General features: G+C 28.5%; 3 protein-coding genes. All 3 read left to right on the top strand.

Annotated features, from left to right (window positions below):
* The coding region (locus QZZ48_RS15185) for a PAS domain S-box protein (RefSeq protein ID WP_294967101.1) at positions 1–2,240 on the top strand (2,240 nt) is incomplete at its 5' end.
* Entirely contained in the window at positions 2,237–2,734 is a 498-nt protein-coding gene (locus QZZ48_RS15180; RefSeq protein ID WP_294967100.1) for a response regulator, read from the top strand. The genes QZZ48_RS15185 and QZZ48_RS15180, both read left to right, overlap by 4 nt.
* The gene (locus QZZ48_RS15175) at positions 2,724–2,939 is read left to right on the top strand and encodes an HD domain-containing protein (protein ID WP_294967099.1); all 216 of its coding nucleotides are present in this window, start codon (positions 2,724–2,726) and stop codon (positions 2,937–2,939) included. Before QZZ48_RS15180 ends, QZZ48_RS15175 begins: the two co-directional genes overlap by 11 nt.
* The last annotated feature ends 122 nt before the right edge of the window (positions 2,940–3,061 follow it).

Genomic DNA, 3,061 nt, shown 5'->3' with positions numbered 1-3,061 from the left:
CTATACAATGGAACAATGCTAATATCTCTTTAAAAAAAATCATAGAAAAAGATAAAAAGTTTAATAAAAATTATTTTAAACAATTTAAAATATTAAAAGAAGAAAAACAAATCATCACTAACCTTACTCTTATAAATAATCAACTTGAATTAATCAACGCTAAAATGAATGTAAAACTTACATATCAAAGTCATGTAACCGAACTTAATCACAATATTAATAAATTGCAAGAAACATTACAATTATTTCACAATGAGCTCAGACTATCAATTGATGAAAACATTAATAATAACTCTGAATTTTTCATATGGACTTTATTACTTTTTTTTATTTTTAATATTGCAGTCTTAACCATGCACTTCTTTTATAAATATTCTATGAAAAACCTTATTAAAAAAGTCAGAAGAAGAGAAGAGAGACTAAACTATGCCATTGAAGCAACAAAAGATGGTTTATGGGATTGGAACCTTGAAACTAATGAGGTCTATTATTCATCAAGATGGAAAGAAACTTTAGGTTATAAAGATAATGAACTACCAAACCTTTATCAAAGATGGATGGATAGAGTTCATCCTGATGACATCGAACAAGCTAAACTTAAAGCTTCACTTAGCCATAAGAATAAAGACGTACTTTATGAAAGTATTCATCGCTTAAAACATAAGGATGGACACTGGATTTGGGCACTTAGTCGTGGAAAGACAATTTTTGATGAAAATTCTAAGCCCTTACGTATGATTGGCTTTTATACAGATATAACAGAACAAAAAAATGTAGAAGATGAGCTTATCGCTTCAAAACAACAGTTTGAAAGTTTTACAAAAAACATTCCAGGTATGGTTTCCATAAGAGATAAAAAAGATAGAATTGCTTATGCTAACAAAGAGCTTCAAACTTTTCTTGAAGAAAAAGACCTTATAGGTAAGTACGCTAGTGATTTTGTTCCTAATAAAATTTCTAAAAAGATGGATGAACTTAACTTACAAGCAAAAGAGGAAGGTTTTGCAGAAGCTATTATACAACATGTTGATATTAATAATAAACCATCTATTTATAAAAGCATGGTATTTAGTATTGGTAAAGAAGAAAATGCTCAAACAGGTTTTATGCATTTCAATATTACACAAGAGTATAAAGATCAATATGAAATAGCAATATTCAAACAAGTTCTTCAAAGTGCTCCTGTTTCTATTATCTTTACAGATATTAATGGAAATATCGAATATGTCAATCCATACTTTTGTAACTTAACTGGTTATTCATTAGAAGAAGTTATTGGTATTAATCCAAAAATTTTAAAAAGTGATTATCACACTAATGAAGAGTATATAGAACTTTGGGAGAAAATAACAAATAATCAAGTTTGGTCTGGTACATTTAAAAATATCAAAAAGAATGGAGATGTATTTTGGGAATCTTCAATTATATCTCCGGTTAGTAATGAGAATGGTGAAATTATAAATTATATTTCAATAAAGCAAGAAATAACTGAACAAATCCATCTTAGAGAAAAACTTGCTAGCAAGGAAGATATAATTATCGCTCAGTCACGGCATGCGGCGATGGGTGAAATGATTGGAATGATTGCTCATCAATGGAGACAGCCTCTCAGTGTTATTGCTATGGGAGCAAATAATCTACTAATAGATATAGATTTAGATGAGACAAACCAAGAAAATGTTGCTGAAGAAGCACAAAGTATTATAAAGCAAACAGAATATTTATCTAAAACTATTGATGATTTTAGAAACTTTTTTCGTCCAAATAAAGAAGTAGAAGAAGTGGCTGTTGAAGAAGTTGTTGATGAAGCTAAAAAAATTATCGGTAAAAGCCTTGAGAATAAACAGATTAACTTATCAATAAACACTAAAAAAAGTTATATAGTTAAGACTTTTTCAAGAGAGTTATTACAAGTTTTTATTAACATATTTAAAAATGCAGAAGAAGCACTTGTAGAAAACAGAGAATTTAAGCGTTTTATAAATATAGACATAACAAATGATATAAGCAATGTAATTGTAATAATAAGTGATAATGGAGGTGGTATTGATAAAAAAATTATAGATAAAATTTTCAATCCATACTTCTCAACAAAAAGTGAAAAAACAGGAACAGGGTTGGGATTATATATGAGTAAAACAATTATTCAAAAGCATCTTAAAGGCACGATAGAAGTTTTTAATATTGAAGAAGGAACTTCTTTTATCATCAAAATACCTATGAAATGGAAAAGTCAATGAATCTTAATTTACTAAAACAATTAGCAAAGAACATAACCCTACTCTATGTAGAAGATGATGAAAAATTGAGAATTTCAGTAGAAAAATATTTAAGGAAGTTTTTTCCTAAACTTAGTACTGCTCAAAATGGCCAAGAAGCTTTAGAGCTTTACCGTAAAAATCAATATGATATTGTTATAACAGATATTGAAATGCCCTTTATGAATGGTATTGATATGGCTAGAGAGATAAAAGATATCAATCCATCTCAAGAAATTATTCTTATCTCTGCATACGCTGAAAAATCATACTTCATAGATGGTATAGAGATTGGAATTAGTGGGTATATGGTTAAACCAATTAACTACATTAAAATGAATCAAATGCTCAATAGATCAATACTTAATGTAAATAATTATAAAGAGCATAATAAGTATGAAATTCTTCTTCATGAGCCAGTTAAAAAACGCACAAGAAGCTGTTGCTTTAGAAAAAGAAAAATATGTGAACTTTGAGATGACCTTAGAATCTTTTGTTACAATGTTAGAACATCGTGATACATACACAGGTGGCCACTCACAAAGAGTTGCCACCTATTGTCGCATGATTGCACAAGAAATGAATTGCTCTGATAAAGATTGTGACTTAATATATAGAGCAGGAATCTTACATGATATTGGAAAAGTAAGTACTCCTGATGCAATTTTGCGACTTAATTAAAAAAACGGGGGTTTAAAAACTCTCTTTTTTTGATAATTGACCAAATAATAATCTACTAAATTTAACTTCAAGCTTTTACTCAAACCTCGATGTAAACTAATCATATTTTTCATATGAGAGAA

Source organism: Sulfurimonas sp., assembly GCF_016744025.1.
Taxonomy (GTDB): domain Bacteria; phylum Campylobacterota; class Campylobacteria; order Campylobacterales; family Sulfurimonadaceae; genus Sulfurimonas.
This window is presented reverse-complemented; position numbering and strand designations above follow the sequence as displayed.